11 protein-coding genes are annotated in these 17,348 nt (G+C 57.5%); 9 read left to right on the top strand and 2 right to left on the bottom strand.

All coding sequences use genetic code 11. From position 1 onward, the window contains the following. The first annotated feature begins 91 nt into the window (after positions 1–91). The 9 genes from ACOYXE_RS06060 to ACOYXE_RS06020 all read left to right on the top strand — a co-directional run bounded on the left by ACOYXE_RS06060 (position 92) and on the right by ACOYXE_RS06020 (position 12,192). Positions 92–373, top strand: a complete 282-nt coding sequence (locus ACOYXE_RS06060; protein WP_160058220.1) for a peptidylprolyl isomerase — start codon at positions 92–94, stop codon at positions 371–373. 133 nt (positions 374–506) lie between these two features. Then, on the top strand, positions 507–2,375 hold the full coding sequence (locus ACOYXE_RS06055) for an extracellular solute-binding protein (RefSeq protein WP_460928200.1): 1,869 nt from the start codon (positions 507–509) through the stop codon (positions 2,373–2,375). Next, positions 2,375–3,436 (top strand): microcin C ABC transporter permease YejB, encoded by a 1,062-nt coding sequence (locus tag ACOYXE_RS06050; RefSeq protein ID WP_160058224.1) that lies wholly within the window; start codon positions 2,375–2,377, stop codon positions 3,434–3,436. Before ACOYXE_RS06055 ends, ACOYXE_RS06050 begins: the two co-directional genes overlap by 1 nt. Then, positions 3,436–4,458 (top strand): ABC transporter permease, encoded by a 1,023-nt coding sequence (locus ACOYXE_RS06045; RefSeq protein ID WP_160058226.1) that lies wholly within the window; start codon positions 3,436–3,438, stop codon positions 4,456–4,458. The genes ACOYXE_RS06050 and ACOYXE_RS06045 overlap by 1 nt, the downstream gene beginning before the upstream one ends. A gap of 9 nt (positions 4,459–4,467) precedes the next feature. Further along, positions 4,468–6,042, top strand: coding sequence for an ABC transporter ATP-binding protein (locus tag ACOYXE_RS06040; protein ID WP_460928198.1), 1,575 nt, complete (start codon positions 4,468–4,470; stop codon positions 6,040–6,042). A gap of 166 nt (positions 6,043–6,208) precedes the next feature. Then, a complete protein-coding gene (locus ACOYXE_RS06035; RefSeq protein WP_405123544.1) occupies positions 6,209–7,615 on the top strand; it encodes a sigma-54 interaction domain-containing protein in 1,407 nt (468 codons plus the stop codon). Between the two features lie 294 nt (positions 7,616–7,909). Further along, positions 7,910–9,301, top strand: coding sequence for a GntP family permease (locus ACOYXE_RS06030; RefSeq protein WP_160058230.1), 1,392 nt, complete (start codon positions 7,910–7,912; stop codon positions 9,299–9,301). Positions 9,302–9,308: 7 nt separating this feature from the next. Continuing rightward, the gene (gene hbdH, locus ACOYXE_RS06025; RefSeq protein WP_160058232.1) at positions 9,309–10,082 is read left to right on the top strand and encodes a 3-hydroxybutyrate dehydrogenase; all 774 of its coding nucleotides are present in this window, start codon (positions 9,309–9,311) and stop codon (positions 10,080–10,082) included. Between the two features lie 157 nt (positions 10,083–10,239). Beyond that, positions 10,240–12,192, top strand: a complete 1,953-nt coding sequence (locus ACOYXE_RS06020) for an acetoacetate--CoA ligase (protein ID WP_460928195.1) — start codon at positions 10,240–10,242, stop codon at positions 12,190–12,192. A 47-nt stretch (positions 12,193–12,239) separates the two neighbouring features. On the opposite strand, the gene ACOYXE_RS06015 is transcribed toward ACOYXE_RS06020, so the two are convergent. Beyond that, the gene (locus tag ACOYXE_RS06015; RefSeq protein ID WP_460928193.1) at positions 12,240–16,013 is read right to left on the bottom strand and encodes a hypothetical protein; all 3,774 of its coding nucleotides are present in this window, start codon (positions 16,011–16,013) and stop codon (positions 12,240–12,242) included. Between the two features lie 136 nt (positions 16,014–16,149). Further along, on the bottom strand, positions 16,150–17,259 hold the full coding sequence (locus ACOYXE_RS06010) for a PilT/PilU family type 4a pilus ATPase (RefSeq protein ID WP_460928191.1): 1,110 nt from the start codon (positions 17,257–17,259) through the stop codon (positions 16,150–16,152). Positions 17,260–17,348 lie beyond the last annotated feature (89 nt).

The following is a 17,348-nucleotide window of genomic DNA, read 5'->3' as shown; positions in this document are numbered from 1 at the left end:
CCACGGACAATCGAACGGAACTTTGCCGAGAATTCGCCCACTGAATCCGGTAGGCTCCACACTTTACTGAAATAGATTGGAGAGTTTCCCCATGGCTAAAGCCACTGCCCGCCACATCCTGGTTTCCAGCGAAGACAAGTGCAACGAACTCAAGGCCCAGATCGAAGGCGGCGCTGATTTCGCCGATGTCGCCAAAGCCAACTCCACCTGCCCGTCCAGCCGTCAGGGCGGTGATCTGGGTTCGTTCGGTCCTGGCCAGATGGTCAAGGAATTCGACACCGTGGTCTTCAGCGCGCCAATCAACGTCGTGCAAGGTCCGGTGAAAACCCAGTTCGGTTATCACCTGCTGGAAGTCACCAGCCGTCAGGACTGATCCGTCGCCTGATTGCCTACCAACGGCCCGCCTTCTGGTGGGCCGTTGTGTTTCAGTTACATATACGGCTGGCGACTGGCGCGCCTCTCGCGTACAACTTGCGCTTATCGATTTCCCGGTTCCAAGGCTGACAATGCGACTGGTTTTCCCCACATTGATGCTCACCGCCCTCGCCCTGCTGACGGGCGCCACCGGCGCGAACGCTGCACCGCAACACGCGCTGACTGTTTATGGCGAACCCGCCAAGTACCCTGCCGGCTTCAGTCACTTCGACTACACCAACCTGCAAGCGCCCAAGGGCGGAACTATGCGCCGCTCGGCCATCGAGATCGGCCACTTCGATCATGTTCTTCCTTATATAGACAAAGGCATCGGCGTCACGCAGATTGATGGTTTGCTCTATTCGCCGTTGGCTCAGCGTTCGCTGGACGAGCCTTACACGGTTTACGGACTGGTCGCGCAAAAGATGGAGCGCTCGGACGATGGTCTGTCACTGCGGTTCTTCATCAATCCCAAGGCACGTTTTGCTGATGGCAAGCCGATTACCGCCGAAGACGTACGCTACACCTACGATTTATTGATGACCCAGGGCAGCCTGCGTTATCGCACCCAGTTTGCTGACGTCAAAGGCGTCGAAGTGGAAGGCCCGTTGACCGTGCGTTTCGACTTCAAGAGCAATGAAAACCGCACCCTGCCACTGGATATCGCGACCTTGCCGGTGTTCCCCGAGCATTGGTGGAAGAGCCGCGATTTCGCCGGGGGTGGCGGCTATGAACCACCTCTGGGCAGCGGCCCCTATCGAGTCGGTAAAGTCGATTCAGGGCGCAGCATCACCTTTGAGCGCAACGCCGACTGGTGGGGCAAGGATTTGCCGGTCAGTCGTGGCCTGTACAACTTCGATCATTTCAGCATCGAGTACTTTGGTGATACCGACGTCGCCCGGCAAGTGCTGCGTGGCGGCGCCTATGACTACAACCGCGAGTTCTCGGCCACCGGCTACTCGATCGGCTACGACAGCCCCGCACTGAGTGACGGCCGCCTGCAAAAAGCGCATCTGGCCACCGAGGCGCCCCAGTCGGCCCAGGGATTTGTGTTCAATCTGCAGAAACCGATGTTCGCCGATCGCCGCGTGCGCCAGGCTCTGGCCATGCTCTGGGACTTCGAGTGGAGCAACCGGCAGATGATGCGCGGCATGTATATCCGCCAGCAGAGCTACTTCTCCAACACGCCACTGGCGGCGAGCGAGCTGCCCGATGCGCAGGAACTGAAAATCCTCGAACCGCTGCGCGGTCAGGTTCCCGACGAAGTCTTCAGCAAAGTCTTTGAAGCGCCGAAAACCGATGGCAGCGGCCTGATCCGCGACAAGCAGCTGCAAGCACTCGAATTGCTCGAACAGGCGGGCTGGAAACCGGATGGCGATCAGCTGGTGAATGCCCAGGGCGAACCGCTGAGCTTCACCTTCCTGGTCAGCCAGAACGGTATGGATCGCTTGCTGCTGCCGTACAAACGCACGCTGAAACAGATCGGCATCGACCTGAACATTCGCCGTATCGACTCCTCGCAATACGTCAATCGCCTGATGAGTCGTGACTACGACATGATCGTCACCGGCTACCCGGTCAGCACTTCGCCGGGGGGCGAGTTGCTCAATTACTTCGCCTCGGCGTCGGCCAACGACCCGGGCGCGAACAACTACATGGTGTTGAAAAACCCGGCAGTGGATACGCTCATCAACGGTCTGATCCGCGCGTCCACGCAGTCCGACATGCTGCACTACGCGCATGCTCTGGACCGTGTGCTGCAATGGAATTACTACTGGATTCCCAACTACTATCCGCCGGGCACGTCGACGGTGTGGTGGAATCGTTTCGGCATACCCTCAGTACAAGCCAGCAATGACGAAGCCATCGAGAGCTGGTGGGAAATCAGCAGCACGCCACTGACCAATCAACAGATGACGGCCGAGAAAATCGCTCGTGGCAGACCCGGAGGGCCGCACTGATGTGGGGTTACATACTGCGGCGCCTGCTGCTGATCATCCCGACGCTGGTGATCATTCTGCTGGTCAACTTCGTGATCATCCAGGCCGCGCCCGGCGGTCCGGTAGAACAGGCCATCGCCCACCTGCAAGGGATCGGCGGCGCCAGTGTTGGTGGCGGCGCCAGCGAAACCATGAGTGGCACATCACGTGCCAGTCGCGGTCTAGATCCGCAACTGATCAAGGACATCGAAAAACAGTACGGCTTCGACAAACCGGCCCATGAACGCTTGTGGCTGATGTTGAAGAACTACGCGCAACTGGATTTCGGCAAAAGCTTTTTCCGTGGCGCGACGGTCACCGACCTGATCCTGGAAAAAATGCCGGTGACCATTTCCCTCGGGTTGTGGGCGACGCTGATAACCTATCTGGTGTCGATCCCGTTGGGGATCCGCAAGGCTGTGCACCATGGCAGTCATTTCGATATCTGGAGCAGCACGGCGATTATCATCGGTTACGCGATGCCAGCGTTTCTCTTTGCGATGTTCCTGATCGTATTGTTTGCCGGCGGCACGTCGCTGAACTGGTTTCCGGTTCGCGGCCTGGTGTCGGACAACTTCGAATCGCTGTCGAACCTCGGCAAAATCGCCGATTATTTCTGGCACTTGGTGCTGCCAGTGACGGCGCTGGTGATTGGTGGTTTCGCCACGCTGACGATCCTGACCAAAAACTCGTTTCTCAATGAAATCACTCGCCAGTACGTGGTCACCGCGCGCGCCAAAGGCCTGAGCGAGCGCCGCGTGCTATATGGCCATGTGTTTCGCAATGCGATGTTGCTGGTGGTGTCGGGCATCCCGCAGGCATTCATCAGTGTGTTCTTCGCCGGTTCCTTGCTGATCGAAGTGATTTTCTCCCTCGACGGTCTCGGACGCATGAGCTACGAAGCCGCGGTTTCCCGGGATTACCCGGTGGTGTTTGGTTCATTGTTCATCTTTACCCTCTTCGGCCTGCTGATAAAACTGGTCGGTGACCTGTGTTACACGCTGGTCGATCCGCGTATTGACTTCGCCGCGAGGAACGCCTGATGTTCAAGCTCTCGCCTCTGGGTCGTCGGCGCTTCGAGCGCTTCAAGAAAAACCGCCGTGGCTGGTGGTCGCTGTGGCTGTTTATCGGTCTGTTTGTGGTCACACTGGGCGGTGAGTTGATCGCCAATGACAAGCCGCTGGTCGTCAGCTATCAGGACCAATGGTACTTTCCGGTATTCAAGCGCCACACCGAGCAGGAGTTCGGCGGACAACTGCCGTTTCAGGCCGATTACCGTAGCGATTATGTGCAGAACCTGATTCGCAAGGACGGTGGCTGGCTGCTGTTCCCGCCGATTCCGTTCAGTGACGATACGCCGAACTACGACCTCAACAAACCGGCTCCCAGCCCGCCGACATCGGTCAATTGGCTGGGCACGGACGATCAATCGCGAGATGTGTTGGCGCGGGTGATTTTCGGCGCGCGGGTGTCGATTCTGTTTGCCTTGATGCTGACCTTTGTCAGTGCCCTGATCGGCATCGCCGCCGGGGCATTGCAGGGTTACTACGGCGGCTGGGTCGATCTGCTCGGGCAACGTTTGCTGGAAGTCTGGTCGGGGCTGCCGGTGCTGTACCTGCTGATCATTCTCTCCGGTTTCGTCGAGCCGAATTTCTGGTGGCTGTTGGGGATCATGGCGCTGTTTTCATGGCTGGCACTGGTGGATGTCGTGCGCGCCGAGTTCCTGCGCGGACGCAATCTGGAGTACGTCAAAGCCGCCCGCGCGCTGGGCCTGAGCGACCGCAAGGTGATCTTCCGGCACATTCTGCCCAACGCCATGAATGCGACACTGAGCTACCTGCCGTTCATTCTGACCGGGGCGATTTCCACCCTTACTGCGCTGGATTTTCTCGGTTTCGGCATGCCTGCCGGCAGTGCCTCGCTGGGTGAGTTGATCGGTCAGGGCAAACAGAACCTGCAAGCACCGTGGCTTGGGTTGACAGCGTTTTTCACCTTGGCGCTGATCCTTTCTTTATTGGTGTTCATCGGCGAAGCGTTACGCGACGCGTTCGACCCTCGATCATGAAGCGTGGCCATGACTGACAACCTGATTGAAATCCGTAACCTCAACGTCGCCTTCCATGGCCAGAACGTGGTGCGCGACCTGTGTCTGGACATCCGCCCCGGCGAATGTCTGGCGCTGGTGGGCGAATCGGGCTCGGGCAAATCGGTGACCGCCCATTCGATTCTGCAATTGCTGCCCGAAAGCGAAGCGCAAACCACTGGCAGCATTCGCTATCGCGGACAGCAACTGATCGGCGCCGATCCCAAGGTCTTGCGCGAGTTGCGCGGCAACCGCATCGCGATGATCTTTCAGGAGCCGATGACCTCGCTGAATCCGCTGCACACCATTGAAAAGCAGATCGGCGAAACCTTACTGCTGCACCGTGGCCTCGGCGGCAAAGCGGCGCAGGCACGGATCCTCGAACTGCTCGGTCTGGTGGGCATCCAGAAACCCAAGGAACGCCTCAAGGCCTATCCACATCAACTCTCTGGCGGGCAACGGCAACGGGTGATGATCGCCATGGCGCTGGCCTGCGAACCGGAGCTGTTGATCGCCGACGAACCGACCACGGCGCTCGACGTGACGGTGCAGCGCAAGATCCTGCTGCTGCTCAAATCCCTGCAACAACGCTTGGGCATGTCGCTGCTGCTGATCAGCCACGACCTCAATCTGGTGCGCAGTATTGCCCAGCGCGTGTGCGTGATGAAAGCCGGGGAAATCGTCGAACAGGCGCCCTGCGAAACCCTGTTTACCGAACCGAAGCATCCTTACAGCTGCGTGCTGCTCAACGCCGAACCCGAAGGCGAAGCCCTGCCCCGGGATGAGCGCGAAAACGTGCTTGAGGTCGAGGATCTTAAGGTTGAGTTTGTCGTCGGTGGCGGGCTGTTCCAGCGCAAGCAATACCTGCGGGCGGTGGACGGCATCAGTCTGAGCATCCAGCGTGGCAAGACCCTCGGCATCGTCGGCGAATCCGGTTCCGGCAAGTCGACATTGGGCCAGGCGATCCTGCGTTTGCTCGACTCCGAGGGCGGTATCCGCTTTCAGGGCCAGGCGCTCGACGGCCTCAATCAGAAACAGATGCGGCCGTGGCGTCGACAGATGCAGGTGGTATTTCAGGATCCGTTCGGCAGCCTCAGCCCGCGCATGTCGGTGGCGCAAATCATCAGCGAGGGCCTCGAAGTGCACTGCGAGTCGACGGCCGATGAATGCGACGAGCAAGTCATCCGTGTGCTTAAAGAGGTCGGTCTCGATCCCGAGAGTCGCCATCGCTATCCCCACGAGTTCTCCGGTGGTCAGCGCCAGCGCATTGCCATCGCGCGGGCGCTGGTGCTGAAACCGGCGCTGATCCTGCTCGACGAGCCGACGTCGGCACTCGATCGCACGGTGCAGAAACAAGTGGTCGCCCTGCTCCGCCAGCTTCAGGAAAAACACGGCTTGACCTATCTGTTCATCAGCCACGACCTGGCGGTGGTGCGCGCCCTGGCCCACGACATGATCGTGATCAAGGACGGCAAAGTGGTCGAGCGTGGCGCCAGTCATGAGGTGTTTGATACGCCGCAGCATCCGTATACCAAAGAGCTGTTGGCGGCGGCGCATCCGGGGTAGGCGTCATATGTGTTCGGCGTGAAACCGGGTCGAGGCTTTCGCGAGCAGGCTCGCTCCCACAAGGTTCACGCCGGACACAAAATTTGGGAAAGACCCAATCTACTGTGGGAGCGAGCCCGCTCGCGAAGGGGCCGGCACAGGCCATACACAATCAGGATCAGCCTCCATGAACACCACCGAAAGCCTCAAGGACTACCAACGGGTTCGCTCCCTGGCGATCCGCTCGCTGTTCGAGATCATTGAGCAGTCCAGCGAAGGTACGGTGATCGTCGATCGCGATGCGAATATCGTCTGGATGAACGAACGTTACGCCCGACGTTTCGGTCTCGAATCGGCTGAAGGTGCCATCGGCAAGCCTTGTGAAAGTGTGATCCCGGGCAGTCTGTTGCGCGAAGTCGTGCGCACCGGGCGCCCTATCCTTCTGGACATGCAGGACACCCCGAAAGAGCCGTTGGTGGTCATGCGCCTGCCCATCCATGACGACGTCGGCACGGTGATCGGCGCGATCGGATTTGCCCTGTTCGACGAGTTACGCACCCTGTCGCCGATGCTCAAACGGTATTTGAGCATGCAGGAAGAACTGGCTTCGACCCGCTCCCTGCTGCGCGCCCGGCAGACCAAATACAACTTCGCCCACTTTATCGGCACCAGCGCCGCCAGCCTCGAAGTCAAACGCCGTGCCCGACGCAGTGCCAGCGCCGAGTCGCCGGTGTTGCTGCTCGGCGAAACCGGCACCGGCAAAGAGCTGCTGGCCCAAGCCATACACAGCGCATCACCACGAGCACACAAAGCCTTTGTCAGCATCAACAGCGCAGCAATTCCCGAGGCGTTGCTGGAAGCGGAGTTTTTCGGCACCGCGCCCGGCGCGTTCACCGGTGCCGACCGCAAGGGCCGCACCGGCAAGTTGCAGATCGCCCAGGGCGGCACGCTGTTTCTCGATGAGATTGGTGACATGCCGCTGCCCCTGCAAAGCAAACTGCTGCGCGTGTTGCAGGAAAAGGAATTCGAACCGGTCGGTTCCAACGACGTCATTCAGAGTGACGTGCGCGTGATTGCCGCCACCTCGACCGATCTGCAAGTGGCGATCAAACGCGGTGAATTCCGCGCCGATTTGTACTATCGCCTCAATGTGCTGCCAATCCAGGTACCGCCATTACGTGAACGTCTTGATGATCTGCCTGCACTCAGCGAAGCGATCCTTGAAGAGCTGCGCAGTCAGCACGAGTTGCATCGGGATGCATTGGAACTGCTCGGGCAACATGCCTGGCCGGGGAACATTCGCGAACTGCGTAATGTGCTGGAGCGGGCAGCATTGCTCAGTGATGACTTGATGCTGAGCGAGCAGGATATTCGTGCGGCGATTGGCACACTGACGCCGGTTGAGCGTGGTTCTGGCCCACTGGCTGAGGTGGTGCCAGAGGAAACATTCGCCCAGGCACGCGAGCGGTTTGATCGGCAGTTGATTCAGTCTGCCCTCGCGCAATGCAACGGAAATGTACCGGAAGCATCTGCTCGGCTGGGGCTTGGTCGGTCGACGCTGTACAAGAAGATGGTGGCGCTGGGGATTGCTTGAGTCTCTATAAAGAGACGCGGATCTCATTAATTAGAAACTTCGTCAAGATCGAAAGATCGCAGCCTTCGGCAGCTCCTACAGGGGAATATCGGGTCCGCACTGTAGGAGCTGCCGAAGGCTGCGATCTTTTCGACTTAATGCCGTCTCTATAGTGAGACAAAAACTTTGAAGCCTGCCCTACCCGCACGACAATATCTTTATATTTCAACGTGTTAGATAACTGGCACAGATCTCGCTAAAGCCTCTCCCACACCCGTTCCACCCACAAAAATAACAATTCTGGAGAGACACACCATGAGTGTGATCATTGCCTTGGCAGCCCTTACGCTGCTGATGCTGGCTGCCTACCGTGGCTACAGCGTTATCCTCTTCGCCCCGATTGCCGCCCTCGGCGCTGTCCTGCTCACCGATCCGTCTGCCGTTGCCCCTGCGTTCACCGGGGTGTTTATGGAGAAAATGGTCGGTTTCATCAAACTGTATTTCCCTGTGTTCCTGCTCGGTGCGGTGTTCGGCAAGTTGATCGAACTGTCGGGGTTCTCCCGCTCGATCGTTGCTGCCGCCATTCGCTTGCTCGGCACCAAACAGGCGATGCTGGTAATCGTTCTGGTCTGCGCCCTGCTCACTTACGGTGGCGTGTCGTTGTTCGTCGTGGTGTTTGCGGTGTATCCGTTTGCCGCCGAGATGTTTCGCCAGAGCAATATTCCCAAACGGCTGATCCCGGCGACCATCGCCCTCGGCGCGTTTTCGTTCACCATGGACGCCCTGCCCGGCACGCCGCAGATCCAGAACATCATCCCCAGCACGTTCTTCAATACCACCGCGTGGGCGGCGCCGTGGCTGGGCGTGATCGGCACGATTTTCGTGTTCTGCGCCGGCATGCTGTTTCTCCAGCGTCAACGCAACAAGGCGCAGCGCGCCGGTGAAGGCTACGGCACTGAACTGCGCAACGAGCCGGAAACCGCTGAAGACCTGAAACTGCCAAACCCATGGATTGCGCTGTCGCCGCTGCTGGCAGTGGGCATCATGAACCTGCTGTTCACCCAATGGATTCCGCAGTGGTACGGCAAGACCCACAGCCTCGCACTGCCGGGCATGGCCACGCCAGTCACCACCGAGATCGCCAAACTGACGGCAATCTGGGCGGTGCAGGCGGCGTTGCTGGTCGGCATTGTGATGGTGCTCGCGTTCGGCTTTCAGGCCATTCGCAGCAAGCTCGCCGAAGGCAGCAAAAGCGCGGTCAGCGGTGCCTTGCTGGCAGCGATGAACACCGCTTCCGAGTACGGTTTCGGCGCGGTGATCGCGTCGCTGCCGGGCTTCCTGGTATTGGCGGACTGGCTCAAGCAGATTCCCAATCCGCTGGTCAACGAAGCTATCACCGTGACGCTGCTGGCCGGCATCACCGGCTCCGCATCGGGTGGCATGAGCATTGCGTTGGCGGCGATGTCCGAGCAGTTCATCAGCGCTGCCCACGCCGCAAACATTCCGCTGGAAGTGCTGCACCGCGTCGCCGCGATGGCCAGCGGCGGCATGGACACACTGCCGCACAACGGCGCGGTCATCACCCTGTTGGCCGTCACTGGCCTGACCCACCGCGAAGCCTATAAAGACATTTTCTGTATTACGCTGATCAAGACCCTGGCGGTTTTCGTAGTGATCGGCACTTTCTACGCCACTGGCATTGTGTGAGGTATTCATGACCACTCTTTCCGGCAAGACTGCACTGGTAACCGGTTCCACCAGCGGCATCGGCCTGGGCATCGCGCTGAGCCTGGCCAAGGCTGGGGCGAATCTGATTCTCAACGGTTTTGGTGATGCATCGACAGTCATCGCCGAGGTCGCCCGGTTTGGCGGCAAGGTCGGTCATCATCCGGCCGATGTCAGTGACCCGGCGCAAATTGCCGACATGATTGCGTATGCCGAGCGTGAGTTCGGCGGTGTCGATATTCTGGTCAACAACGCGGGCATCCAGCATGTGGCGGCAGTGGAAGAATTCCCCGTCGAGCGCTGGGATTCGATCATCGCGATCAACCTGTCTTCGGTGTTTCACAGCACACGTTTGAGCCTGCCGGGGATGCGCGCCAAAGGTTGGGGGCGGATCATCAATATCGCCTCGGTGCATGGCCAGGTCGGTTCGACCGGCAAAGCGGCCTACGTAGCCGCCAAGCATGGTGTGATCGGTTTGACCAAAGTGGTCGGCCTGGAAACCGCCACCAGCAACGTCACTTGCAACGCGATCTGCCCGGGTTGGGTGCTGACGCCGCTGGTGCAGAAGCAGATCGATGACCGAGCGGCCAAGGGTGTCGATCCGCAGCAGGCGCAGCATGATCTGCTCGCCGAGAAACAGCCGTCGCTGGAGTTCGTCACACCGCAGCATCTGGGCGAACTTGTGCTGTTCCTGTGCAGCGAGGCTGGCAGCCAAGTGCGCGGGGCGGCGTGGAATATTGATGGTGGCTGGCTGGCCCAATAGCACGGCCATCCCCCTCTGTGGGAGCGAGCCTGCTCGCGAAAGCGCTGGGTCAGCCAAAGAAGTCGTTGAGTGCACGGACGTCTTCGCGAGCAGGCTCGCTCCCACAGGTGTCATGTGTGCGCTCGACCTTGTGCATGAATAAAACAAGAGGCAAACAATGTCCGACATCCTCTGGCAACCCGACGCCAACCGTATCGCCCAATCGCGCATGGACACCTTCCGCCGCGCGGTCAATCAACGTCATCATCTGAAACTCGACGACTACCCTGCCCTGCACCAATGGAGCGTCGATCAGCGCGCGGAGTTCTGGCAGGCAATCGTCGATACCTTCGATATCCGCTTTCACACCCAGCCCGACGCCGTACTGCGCGAAGGCTCACAAATGCCCGACGCTGAGTGGTTTCCAGGCGCCACGCTGAACTTCGCTGAACACCTGCTGCGTCGTCGCGACGATGCCGTGGCAGTAGTAAGCGTGGCGGAGAATGGCCAGCGCGAGCAGTTGACCTGGGCCGAACTCGCCGAACACGTCGCCGGGTTTCAAGCCAGCCTGCAAGCCGCCGGCGTTGGCCTCGGCGATCGCGTCGCGGCGTGCATGCCGAATACCTGGCAGACACTGGTGGCGATGCTCGCTACCACCAGCCTCGGTGCAATCTGGTCATGCTCCTCGCCGGACTTTGGCACCCACGGCGTAATCGACCGCTTCGGTCAGATCGAGCCGAAGGTGTTGATCACCTGCGCCGCTTATCGCTATGCCGGCAAGACCATCGACCAGACCGACAAGATCAACGGAATACTCAAACAACTGCCAACGTTAAGGCAGTTGATCATCGTGCCTTATGCCCACCACGCCCATGTCGAGGCTTACAAGACTCACGCCGAAGTGACTTTGTGGGATGACTTTTATCAAATCGGCGGCGAACCGGACTTTGTCGCGGTACCCTTCAACCATCCGCTTTACGTGCTGTATTCCAGCGGCACCACTGGCGTGCCGAAATGCATCATTCACAGCACCGGCGGCGTACTGCTGCAACACGTCAAGGAACACGGCCTGCATTGCGATCTTGGTCCTGGTGATCGACTGTTTTACTACACGACGTGCGGCTGGATGATGTGGAACTGGCTGGTCTCGGCGCTCGCGGTTGGCAGTGCCGTGGTGCTGTACGACGGCTCACCGTTCCACCCGGACAATCAGCGCTTGCTCGACTTGATCGACGATGAACGTATCAGCGTGTTCGGCACCAGCCCCAAGTTCCTCGCGACCCTGGAGAGCAGCGGTGCCAAACCCCGCGAAAGTCATGATCTGGGCACCCTGAAGACGCTGCTGTGCACCGGTTCGGCGCTGTCGCCGCAGAGCTACGATTTCGTCTATCGTGACGTCAAACCGGATGTGTGCCTGGCGTCGATGTCTGGCGGCACCGATATCGTCTCGTGTTTCGTCAATGGCAACCCGATGAACGCCGTGCGACGCGGTGAGAACATGGGCAAGAGTCTGGGCATGGCGGTTGAAGTCTGGAACGACGCCGGTCAGCCGGTGGTTGGCGGAAAAGGCGAACTGGTCTGCACCCGGCATTTTCCGGCGATGCCGATCGGTCTGTGGAATGATCCGGACGGAACAAAACTGCGGCAGTCGTATTTCAGTCTGTTTCCCGGTGTCTGGGCACAGGGTGATTACGCCGAACAACGGCCGCATGGGGGGATGCTGATACACGGGCGTTCGGACGCCGTGCTCAATCCCGGCGGCGTGCGCATTGGCACGGCAGAAATATATCGTCAGGTCGAGAAAGTCGCTGAAGTGCTGGACAGCGTCGCTATCGGCCAGCAGTGGCAGGACGATGTGCGGGTTGTGCTGTTTGTCAGATTGCGTGAAGGATTGGTGCTGGATGACCCGCTCGAGCAGCGTATCCGACAAGTGATCCGCGCCAATACCACCCCAAGGCATGTACCGGCGAGGATCGTGGCGGTGACGGACATTCCACGCACCATCAGCGGCAAGGTGGTGGAACTGGCCGTGCGCGATGTCGTGCACGGCCGGCCGGTGAAAAACACCGATGCGCTGGCCAATCCCGAAGCGTTGGAGCAGTTCCGGGATCGGCTGGAGCTGAGCATTTGAGCCCGACGCTGACGCTCTGATAACAAACGCAGGCGGCAGCGCCTGCGTTAGCGGGGCTTGTTTAGCGTAATGACGACCGGCTGAACAATCGCTTTACCGCCACTGGCGTCGAGTGCGCTGCGAATGATCGTCATGTTGCGATCGAAGGTGTCTTTGTCCGTCGCCCTCTGGCTCAGTAACGAGGTCGCCAGTGCAAGCGTGTCGGCATTCTCAAAGGCTTCGGATACCTCATGAAAACTGTAGCTTGAGACAGCGCCCGCCAAAGCCAGGGAACCAGATGCAAGATTCAACAACGGCGCCACATCCAGTCGCTGTCCAGTGGTGCTGGTGTACTCCGTATCGGTGGCGTAGCCGACATCCACGGTCTGCGCACTGCCGTGGAACAGTTCATGGATCAGGTCATCTGCCACCACATCATGGTTGAACCCCAGATTGACGAAATGCTTGTTCAGGTTTCGAGTATGGATTTCAACGAACGCAATATCTTTTGCGTCGCTGGAACTCGCGTTCTTCCAACGCTTGTAGCTGTTCACATCGAACGAGGCGATGGATTCATTATTTTTAAAAGCATCAAGAATGGTATTGCTCATCGAGAAGCCAGCGAAATCAAAGCGAATCAACCGTAGATAATTCACCAGTCGATCAGTAGCCACTTGGGAGGTGTTACCAAACAAGGCTTTCATCAGCAGATCGCCATCTCGCTTGAACTCATGGCGACTGATCACATCGATGGCGTTGTCGATCTTTTCCCGAGCGCGGGGCAGACTTTTCTCGATGAAATTGCGTGTGTAACTCACTGGTAGGGTCTTGGGTGAGTACGGTAACTGTAGGGGGGCTTGATACGTGAAGCCTTTCAACGGGTTGCCCCACAAATTGCCGCGGCGATTCAAGGCATACCATTTGTTGCCACTGCGTGCTGCCAGAACAGCAACGACGTTGCCAGTGGTGCCATGTGGCTTCCAGTTACCCAACCCCAAATGCACATTATCGGATGCACTGATCAGATCATAGGATTGACGGCGACCACTGAGTCTGTGCAACTGGCTGTTGGCCTTGGCAACGAGTTCATGGCTGTTTTTGTTAAAACGCAACAAGCCCTTATGCACCAGTTTGCCGCCTGCCTGTATCCCGGAAGGCACTCCGTCAAGCGGATTGAAAAGTGAAACGGCCGAGGTAAATGCCAACTTGGTAAAACGCGCAGCCTTGGATGTCGTTGAGATAGCCTTGGCAGAAATGCTCAGCACTTTTGAGCTGGCGCCCGCCACCGTTCCCACTAGACCGATACCATCCATCAAACACCCGTAAAACCCATCAACCATCTTGTCGTGCTCACCCGAGGCGATGTCCTCGATGCATTTTTTGAAAGGCACCAACAAGTCGATGAAATAAGTCAGCAATCGCTCGCCCTCCTCCTTGGAGAGCTCGAGTGGGGTGGGTAGACGAACTATTTCCCTCAATTCCCTTTTGTTCAGATAGGGCCGGTTTTCTACCAGAAACTCGGCAATACGTGCGATATCCGGATCGTTGAATTTTTGATAGAACCCTTGCTTTGGCGTCGAAGTGGTTTCTGGCTCTTTCAGCCTGCCAAAGTAATCGAGGATGGCCATACTGCTGGTAATCGAAGAATCTTCAGCAGACGCATGGGTATAGCGTTTTACATCGAGCGGAAGGCTTTGCGTCGCGGTGATGCTCAGTGGGAACGTTGCATCCCCGCTGGCACTCATTCTCGAACGTTGTTGCAGTTTTCGCTCGCGCTTGATGAAAGCGGCCAAGGCGTCATTTTTTCGAGACTCTGCGCGCGATGTGAACAGCTCGTAGCAGGTGACAGCATTCTCGTAAGTTGCATACATCACAATGCCAAAACGTCCCGTCGCCGCGTCTCTGCTTTGTCGTGTTTCTTGATCGAGATCGATTTTCAAGGGGCCACTCAGCCGACGCGACTTAGAATAGACTGCGGACTCGCGTACCGTGAAAAAATGGATATCGGCATTCATGAATACTTGCAGATCCGCCTCCGGCATCTGCGCCAGAGCCAGCTTCACGGTGGTCAACATGGCACTCTTCAGTTCATTGAAATGCACAGCCAGTTGACGATCCATCTCCACGTCACAGGAGCCCAGTTTCAACAAGTTCGGATAGCGCGTGTATAGGCTGACACCGGACGGATTGTAGTTGATGGCCGGCTTGGGCACCCCGTTAGTCACCAGGCGCACTGTACGCCTATCCCATTGGCCGGTGACCAGATCACCCGACTGATGCAGGTCGACCATGGACATGACCTGCTGCCCACCTTTCTCGGAAAGTGCTTTTTCGTCCAAAGTGTCACAACCCGGTGCGGCGATTTTCAACGCCGCACGGGCAATCTCTGCTCTGTCAGGTAACGGTGTCGAAAATGCCTTGGCGATTTGCGCGAATTGTTCCGAGTGCTGGTCAAATGCATCAATCGCACGTCGAGTGCAGGCTTCCTCCGTCTGTTCGAGCTCAGCGATCGTCACAATCTGATTGATCAGCGCCCAGTCGACAATCGGGTCGATCAAGGCTAGATCACGTTTATGCTTCTGCTCGTCACTGACCGGTTCAAGTTCGCCGTAAGCCATGATCTGCGCATAGGACATGACGCGCGTCGCGCCGTTTTTTACAGTCTCGATCAGCATCACGGCACGACACAAATTGATCCAGCCAATCGAGCCCAGGGTAATCGACGATGGAATCTCCCGGACCAGAAACTCGGGTGCATTACGTGCCAATAGCAGGTGAGCCGCCAACGGCTCCAAGCCAACGTCAACCCATTTTCTGGTTCGCAGAGAAGCCGTGACCTCCTCAAGCATCTGCGAGGGATGACGATCAACATTTTTTGGCGCATACAGATCAATCCCGGCGACGCAATTGCGCCGCACGCCATGACCTATGGACGGATCCAGATCAAGCAATATTGCCGTCATCAGCAATTGCCGGAGGATGTCATCGGAGACCTTCTGCCCTGTGTTCACACCGAACCAGCCGAGTTCCTTCAGATAGTCGCCTGCAAGAATCAGCGCAACCGGATAATTGACAAATTCGCTGATTCGTTGGGCCGCGCTTTCATGCGTGACAGCCGCACGACCGGTCACATTGTGTAGAGCCGTCAGGAGTTTTTTCCTTGGCATCAACTTGGCAGTGGCATTGCGGATGGCCGAAAACTGTTCCTCGGATAACGCTATTAATTCTTTATTATCGGTTTCAAAGTGTTCCCAGTAGCTGCCAGGCTCATAGGCTTGAGGATCAAACTTGAACAAGGCGATAAGTTCCCTGACCTTTAACGTGTTCTCGGGCAGGCTAATATCATGAAATCGAAACCATTGATCGAGTGTTATATCGTTATCAGGCCATATGTAACCACCGGCCACGCCTGCTATATCCGCAATCAACTTCAATGCTGACCGAGTGGGAACGCTGTGTTCAAAATGCCGCGCCGCCACTAGATCCACCCAGCCTCTGACGGCACGGACTTCCATCTTGCCTTCAGAGGTAACGCGTAACAGCCCATCATGTTCGCGCGCTTCTTCCCGGGCAAGCGCCCCCCTCACCGGGCCGGTATTCAGCAACTCATCGAGCAGAAGCCGGCCAGGGTTATATATCTCGTACAACGACGATCCCGCCTGCAACTCCAGCTCATGCGCATACCAATTGATCTTTTGATTCTCTGTGTATTTGATCAACGCATTCTCAAGATGGGCTAGAACCAATTCACGCTCGATGCCATCGGCTTCAGCCTTGTGTTTCCATTCAGAAAGAGCAACAGCCGAAGACCAGAATATTTTATTTTTAACTTTCCCACTCACAACCAGAACCTCATCAAATAAACCAACTGAAATTTTCAGCCCGATGACGTTCTACTTTCTTTGATACAGCCAAGCCACCTTAAAAACATTAGCCACTGTTTCCAACAATACAACGACATCCTTGATTAACCATCAATCAGTCCATTAATCCCCAGCCTTCTGGCGTTGAACCACGGCTACTACTTTCCTCTCCGGACAGTTTCATCCGCAACTTCAAGTTATTAACCGAATCTGCATTCTTCAAAGCTTCCTGCGCACTGATTACACCTTCAGCGACCAATGCGAACAGGGCTCCGTCAAACGTCTGCATACCCAGACCGGTGGATTTTTCCATTATTGGTTTCAGTTCCTCGAACTGACCGCGCCGAACCAGATCGGCGATGGTTGGCGTACCCAACAGCACCTCCACTGCGGCCCTTCGTTGCCCATCGACAGTGCGCACCAAGCGCTGCGAAATAAAGGCTCTCAGATTATTGCCCAGCTCCTGCAACAACTGCGGCCGCCGCTCTTCCGCAAACATATTGATAATCCGCTCCAACGCCTTGTTGGCATTCGTGGCATGCAACGTCGACAACACAAGATGCCCGGTATCGGCAAACGCCAAAGCATGTTCCATGGTTTCGCGATCACGGATTTCACCGATCAGCACCACATCCGGCGCCTGGCGCAAAGTGTTCTTCAACGCCGCATGAAAGCTGCGCGTATCGACCCCGACTTCACGTTGATTGATGATCGAACGCTGGTGCCGATGGATGTACTCGATCGGATCCTCGATGGTGATGATGTGCCCGCTGCTGTGGCGGTTGCGGTGATCGATCAGCGCGGCGAGCGAGGTTGATTTCCCCGAGTCGGTGGCGCCAACAAACAGAATCAACCCTTGCTTGAGCATGACAGTGTCGAGCAGTACCGCTGGCAGCTTCAGATCGGCGAAACGCGGGATGTCGAGTTTGACGTTACGAATGACGATCGATATATCGTTGCGCTGCTTGAAGATGTTTACGCGAAAGCGACCAATGCCCGCTCGCGAAATCGCCAGGTTCATTTCCAGATCCCGGTCGAACTCCCGCCGCTGCTCGGCGTCCATCAGGGAGGCGGCGATGGCGGCGGTCTCACCGTTCTTGAAAGGACGCTCGCTCAGCGCCGTGAGCACGCCGTCGAAACGCGCACTGGGCGGAGCACCCGTGGAAAGGAACAAGTCCGAACCATTTTTATTGGACAAAATTGACAACAGTGCATCGATTTCCATGGCAAAAAGCACCCGCGAAGCATTCAATGAACAGAAAATGGCCTGCGCCTGGCGCAGATCAACTGCAACAATGATAGACGTCGCCTCAC

It is taken from the genome of Pseudomonas sp. MC6 (assembly GCF_054790575.1).
This window is presented reverse-complemented; position numbering and strand designations above follow the sequence as displayed.

Coding starts and splice junctions, on each gene's coding strand:
- ACOYXE_RS06060 (WP_160058220.1), top strand. CDS start 92: ATGGCTAAAGCCACTGCCCGCCACATCCTGGTTTCCAGCGAAGACAAG.
- ACOYXE_RS06055 (WP_460928200.1), top strand. CDS start 507: ATGCGACTGGTTTTCCCCACATTGATGCTCACCGCCCTCGCCCTGCTG.
- ACOYXE_RS06050 (WP_160058224.1), top strand. CDS start 2,375: ATGTGGGGTTACATACTGCGGCGCCTGCTGCTGATCATCCCGACGCTG.
- ACOYXE_RS06045 (WP_160058226.1), top strand. CDS start 3,436: ATGTTCAAGCTCTCGCCTCTGGGTCGTCGGCGCTTCGAGCGCTTCAAG.
- ACOYXE_RS06040 (WP_460928198.1), top strand. CDS start 4,468: ATGACTGACAACCTGATTGAAATCCGTAACCTCAACGTCGCCTTCCAT.
- ACOYXE_RS06035 (WP_405123544.1), top strand. CDS start 6,209: ATGAACACCACCGAAAGCCTCAAGGACTACCAACGGGTTCGCTCCCTG.
- ACOYXE_RS06030 (WP_160058230.1), top strand. CDS start 7,910: ATGAGTGTGATCATTGCCTTGGCAGCCCTTACGCTGCTGATGCTGGCT.
- hbdH (WP_160058232.1), top strand. CDS start 9,309: ATGACCACTCTTTCCGGCAAGACTGCACTGGTAACCGGTTCCACCAGC.
- ACOYXE_RS06020 (WP_460928195.1), top strand. CDS start 10,240: ATGTCCGACATCCTCTGGCAACCCGACGCCAACCGTATCGCCCAATCG.
- ACOYXE_RS06010 (WP_460928191.1), bottom strand. CDS start 17,259: ATGGAAATCGATGCACTGTTGTCAATTTTGTCCAATAAAAATGGTTCG.